Below are 5,454 nucleotides of genomic sequence, written 5' to 3' on the forward strand. Positions count from 1 at the left end.
GCCTTGATGCCGTACTTCGCCGAGGCCACTTCGGCATGGCGCAGGAAGCTCGAATAGACGCCGGCGTAGCCGAGGGCCAGGGTTTCGCGGTCGACGCGTACCGGGCGGTCCTGCAGCGGGCGCACCAGGTCGTCGGCGGCGTCCATCAGCGCGTAGAGGTCGGTGCCGTGGTGCCAGCCGAGCTTGTCGGCGGCGGCGATAAAGACTTCCAGCGGTGCGTTTCCGGCGCCGGCGCCCATGCCCGCCAGGCTGGCGTCGATGCGGTTGCAGCCCTCCTCCACCGCGGCGATGGAGTTGGCCACGCCGAGGCTGAGGTTGTGGTGCGCGTGCATGCCGGTTTCGGTTTCGGGCTTCAGGACAGACTTCACCGCGCGGAAGCGCGCGCGGATATCGTCCATGTTCATCGCGCCGCCGGAGTCGACGACGTAGATGCAGGTGGCGCCGTAGCTTTCCATCAGCTTCGCCTGTTGCGCGAGGCCTTCCGGGGTCTGCATATGGCTCATCATCAGGAAGCCCACCGTATCCATGCCGAGTTCGCGGGCGTATTCGATGTGCTGCTTGGAGACGTCGGCTTCGGTGCAGTGGGTGGCCACGCGGACCACCCGAGCGCCGGCGTTATAGGTGGCTTTCAGGTCGTGGATGGTGCCGATACCGGGCAGCAGCAGCGTGGCGATCTTCGCGTGCTTCACCACGTCCGCCGCCGCTTCGATCCACTCCAGATCGGTGTGGGCGCCGAAACCGTAGTTGAAGCTGGAGCCTTGCAGGCCGTCGCCGTGGGCGACTTCGATGGAGTCCACCTTGGCCAGGTCGAGGGCGGCAGCGATGGCGCGCACATCCTCCAGCGAATATTGGTGGCGAATGGCGTGCATGCCGTCGCGCAGGGTCACATCGGAGATGTAGAGTTTCTGGCTCATGCCGAGGCCCCCATTGCTTGCGCCATGCGCTCGGCGGTGGCCAGCGCGGCGGAGGTCATGATGTCGAGGTTGCCGGCGTAGGCCGGCAGGTAGTGGGCGGCGCCCTCCACTTCGAGGAACACCGAGGTCTTCAGGCCGCTGAAACGACCGTGGCCGGGGATGTTCAGGTCGCGCACTTCGTCGAACTGCACTTTCTGTTTCAGGCGGTAGCCGGGGACGTAGGCCTGTACCGCTGCCGCCATCTCTTCGACGCTCGCTTCGACTTTCGCCGGGTCCACGGACTCACTGAGGACGTAGACGGTATCCCGCATGATCAGCGGCGGTTCTGCCGGGTTCATGATGATGATCGCCTTGCCCTTCGCGGCGCCGCCGATCACCTCGATGGCTTTCGAAGTGGTCTCGGTGAACTCGTCGATATTGGCGCGAGTGCCGGGGCCCGCCGACTTCGACGCGATCGAAGCAATGATCTCGGCGTAATGAACCTTCGCCACACGAGACACGGCAGCCACCATCGGAATGGTCGCCTGCCCGCCGCAGGTCACCATGTTCACGTTCAGCGCGTGCAGGTGCTGCTCCAGGTTGACCACCGGCACGCAATACGGACCGATTGCGGCCGGGGTCAGGTCGATCATCCGCAGCCCGGGCTTCACGCCGAGCAGGAAGGCGTCGTTCTTTACGTGGGCGCTGGCGGAAGTGGCGTCGAAGACGAAGTCGATGTCCGAGAACACCGGCAGTTTCACCAGCCCTTCGACACCCTCGTGGGTGATCGCCACGCCCATTCGTGATGCGCGCGCCAGTCCGTCGGAGGCCGGGTCGATACCGACCATGGCGGCCATTTCCAGGTGCTGCGCGTTGCGCAGGATCTTGATCATCAGGTCGGTGCCGATGTTGCCGGAACCGATGATGGCGACTTTGCGTTTATGGCTCATTCAGGCTTCCTCACTCGGCGGCGAAGGACGCGGTGACGCGCCCCAGGCCCTGGATTTCCGCGCAGAACACATCCCCCGGACGCACCGCGACCATCGGCCCGAGCGCGCCGGTCAGCACCACGTCGCCGGCGCGCAGCGGCTCGCCCAGGCGGGCCATGGTGTCGGCCAGCCAGAGCGCGGCGTTCAGCGGGTTGTCCAGGCAGGCCGCCCCGGCGCCGACCGATACCGGCTCGCCGCGCAGGCTCAGGCTCATGCCGCAGTTCACCAGGTCCAGGTGCTGCAGCGGCACCGGGCGGCTGCCCAGCACGAACAGCCCCGACGAGGCGTTGTCGGCCACGGTGTCGAGCAGGCTGATGTCCCAGTTGGCGATGCGGCTGCCGACCACCTCGATGGCCGGCAGGGCGAAGGCGGTGGCGCGGATGATGTCGGCCAGGGTGTGGCGCTCGTGGCACAGGTCGCGTTCGAGGACCAGGGCGATCTCCGCCTCCACCTTGGGTTGCTGGCAGTCGGCCCAGGCGATGGGCTGGCCGTCGCCGCGCGCGGCCTGGGCGAACAGGCGGCCGAAGTCCGGCTGCGAGACGCCGAGCTGGCGTTGCACGGCGTGGGAGGTCAGGCCGATCTTGTGGCCTACCGGGCGCCAGCCGGCGGCGCGGTCGGCGGCATTGTTGTGCTGCTGCACGGCGTAGGCCAGGTCGAGCGCGGTGACGTGGCTTTGCTGGCTGGCCTGCTGGATCAGGTCGCGCACCGGGGCGCAGGGCTCGCCGCTGTCACGGGCCTGGCGCAAGCGCGCGGCCGCTTCGAGGTGTGCTGGATGCATGGGTTTCTCCTGGCCTTACGGGTTGATGCAGATGGTGGTGAGCTCGGAATAGAAATCCAGCGAGTGACGGCCACCCTCGCGGCCCAGGCCGGACAGCCGGGCGCCGCCGAAGGGCGTGCGCAGGTCACGCAGGAACCAGGTGTTGACCCACACCATGCCGACGTGGATGCGCCGCGAGACGCGGTGCGCGCGGCCCAGGTCGCGGGTCCACAGCGAGGCGGCCAGGCCGTAGGCGGAGTCGTTGACCCGGCGCAGCACCTCCTCGTCGCTGTCGAACGGCGCGATGTGGCACACCGGGCCGAAGACTTCCTCACGCATGCAGCGGGCGTCGTCGGCCAGGCCGGTCCAGATGGTCGGCTGAACGAAGGCGCCGTTGTCGCGCTCGTCGCCGAAATGCGGCACGCCGCCGCCGCTGACCACGCTGGCGCCCTCCTCCACGGCCAGGCGGAAGTAGCCCAGCACCTTGTCGCGGTGCTTGTGGGAAATCAGCGAGCCCATGTTCACGCCGTCCTCGTCGGGATAGCCGATCTTCAGTTTCTCGGCGCCGTCCTTGAGCGCGGCGACGAAGCGCTCGTAGATCGGCCGCTCGACATAGACCCGCTCGGAGCACAGGCAGACCTGCCCCGAGTTGGTGAAGCTGGAGCGCAGCACCCCGGCCACGGCGGCGTCGAAATCGCAGTCGGCGAAGACCACCGCGGCGTTCTTCCCGCCCAGTTCGAAGGACACTTCGCGCACCCCTTCGGCGGCGGCGCGCATGATGGTCGAGCCGGTGCGCGACTCGCCGGTGAAGGTGATGGCGTCGACCGCTGGATGGCGGGTGAGGAATTCGCCGGCGGAGTTCGGCCCGAAGCCGTGCACCAGGTTGAAGGCGCCGGCCGGCACGCCGACCTCGTGCATCACTTCGGCCAGCAGGGTGGCGCTGGAGGGCGTGTCTTCCGACGGCTTGACCACCACCGAGTTGCCGCAGGCCAGGGCTGGCGCGACCTTCCAGGTGAGCAGCAGCAGCGGCAGGTTCCACGGCGAGATGATCGCCACCACGCCATGCGGTTTGCGCACCGTGTAGCTGAACACGTCGCTGCCGTCGCCGGTGCGCATCTCGAAGCACTCGCCGCCGGCCTGGCGCACCAGGTCGGCGAAAGTGCGGAAGTTCTGCACGCCACGGGCCACGTCGAGGCTGCGGGCCTGGTGCACCGGGCGCCCGGTGTCGGCCACCTCGGCGGCGACGAAGTCCTCGAAGCGCCGCTCGATGCCGTCGGCGATACGCTCCAGCAGGTCGGCGCGCTGGGTGGCGCTGAACGCCCCCCAGACGCCCTTCTGCGCTTCGGCGGCGGCGCGCACGGCGGCGTCCACTTCGGCTTCGCCGGCCTCGCAGACCTGGCCGAGCACCCGGCCGGTCACCGGCGAGACATTGTCGAAGGTGCGTGCGCTGGCGACGAAGCTGCCAGCGATGAAATGACGGAGCGGGGAATGAGACACGGCGACCTCCCGGGATGGCTGCTTTTTTGCCGAGTCTAGGGAGGGCGCCTATAAGCGGATAATCAAAAAACCGCGCCCAGGTATCCCTTGCAGGAATACCTGAAAAGGGGCGCACGCTGCGTGCGCCCCGGCTGTCAGAACAGCTTCCAGGTGTAGTTGAACACCAGGCGGTTCTCGTCGATGTCGCTGCGGTAGTTGGAGCGCGCCATGACGTTGCGCACGCGCACGTTGAGGCCAGCCAACGGGCCGCTCTGCACGGTGTAGCCGATGTCCAGGTCGCGCTCGCGGTCCTTGCCCTCGAAGCCCTGGCCGGTGTCGACGTTGTCACCGCTGATGTAGCGCACGCCGGCGATCAGGCCGGGTACGCCGAGGGCGACGAAGTCGTAGTCGTAGCGCAATTGCCAGGAGCGTTCGTCGGTGGAGGCGAACTCGTAGGTGGGCACTTCGTTGCCCAGCGGCGCGATGTTGGCGAACACGCGGGGGAAGGCGCTGTCGCCGAACATCCCCTGGTAGCCGAGGTAGACGGTGTGCCCGCCGCGCCTGGCCGAGAGCAGCGCGAAGGCCGCGCGGTTGTCGATGTCGCCGAGCAGGTGCTTGCCGTCCTCGCTGGCGTCGAAGTAGCCGAGGTTGGCGCCCAGCACCCAGTCGCCGGCCGGCTGGCTGTGCTTGAGGCCGAGGAAGCGCTGCCGGTAGATGTCTTCCAGCTGGCCGTACCAGGCGCTGACGCGGGTGCGCTTGGCGTTGAAGTCATAGTCGCCGCCCGCGTAGTTGAAGGCGTCGCTCTCGGCCTGGCGCTGCGGCTGGTAGCTGAGCATGGCGATCATCTTCTCGTCGCCGCCCTCGTTGCGCAGGTGCGTCGAGGTGAGGTGCCCGGCCTGCAGGGCCAGGCCGGGAATCTCGCCGCTGCTGATCGCCGTGCCCTGGTAGCTGGGCGGCAGCAGGCGGATGTCGCTGAAGGCCAGCACCGGCAGGTTGGGTTGCAGTTCGCCGACCTTAAGCTCGGTGCGCGAGAATTTCGCCTTCAGTGCCGCGCCCAGGCGGCTGTAGTCGTCCGGCGCGCGGCCATCGCCCCCCACCGGCAGCAGGCCGGTGTTGCTGCGCTCGCGGCCACTGTCCAGTTTCAGGCCGAGCACGCCGATGGCGTCCAGGCCGAAGCCGACCGGGCCTGGGGTGTAGCCGGAGCGGAAGTCGAGGATGAAGCCCTGGGCCCATTCCTGCGCCCGGGATTGCTTGTTCGGCCCGACGATGTCGGAGAAGTCGCGGCTGAAGAAGTAGTTGCGCGCCTGCAGGGTGGCGCTGGCGCCTTCGATCAGCCCTT

General features: G+C 68.1%; 5 protein-coding genes. All 5 read right to left on the bottom strand.

The features are described from left to right. Positions 1 to 914: 4-hydroxy-2-oxovalerate aldolase (mhpE, locus tag P3W75_RS19405; protein ID WP_276228932.1), on the bottom strand; the 914-nt coding region annotated here is incomplete at its 3' end. Beyond that, entirely contained in the window at positions 911 to 1,843 is a 933-nt protein-coding gene (locus tag P3W75_RS19410) for an acetaldehyde dehydrogenase (acetylating) (RefSeq protein ID WP_276228933.1), read from the bottom strand. The genes P3W75_RS19410 and mhpE, both read right to left, overlap by 4 nt. Positions 1,844 to 1,853: 10 nt before the next feature. Then, positions 1,854 to 2,660, bottom strand: coding sequence for a 2-keto-4-pentenoate hydratase (locus P3W75_RS19415; RefSeq protein WP_276228934.1), 807 nt, complete (start codon positions 2,658 to 2,660; stop codon positions 1,854 to 1,856). 15 nt (positions 2,661 to 2,675) lie between these two features. Continuing rightward, positions 2,676 to 4,136 carry a 2-hydroxymuconic semialdehyde dehydrogenase gene (locus P3W75_RS19420; RefSeq protein WP_276228935.1) on the bottom strand — a complete coding sequence of 487 codons (1,461 nt, stop codon included), beginning with the start codon at positions 4,134 to 4,136 and terminating at the stop codon, positions 2,676 to 2,678. 134 nt (positions 4,137 to 4,270) lie between these two features. Then, a partial coding sequence (locus tag P3W75_RS19425; protein WP_276228936.1) for an OprD family porin occupies positions 4,271 to 5,454 on the bottom strand: 1,184 nt, incomplete at its 5' end.

Source organism: Pseudomonas citronellolis, from assembly GCF_029335315.1.
Lineage (GTDB): Bacteria > Pseudomonadota > Gammaproteobacteria > Pseudomonadales > Pseudomonadaceae > Pseudomonas > Pseudomonas citronellolis_A.

What these genes read in the sequence shown, in the direction of transcription:
- P3W75_RS19415 (WP_276228934.1), bottom strand. Translation starts at nt 2,660, where the DNA reads ATGCATCCAGCACACCTCGAAGCGGCCGCGCGCTTGCGCCAGGCCCGT.
- P3W75_RS19410 (WP_276228933.1), bottom strand. Translation starts at nt 1,843, where the DNA reads ATGAGCCATAAACGCAAAGTCGCCATCATCGGTTCCGGCAACATCGGC.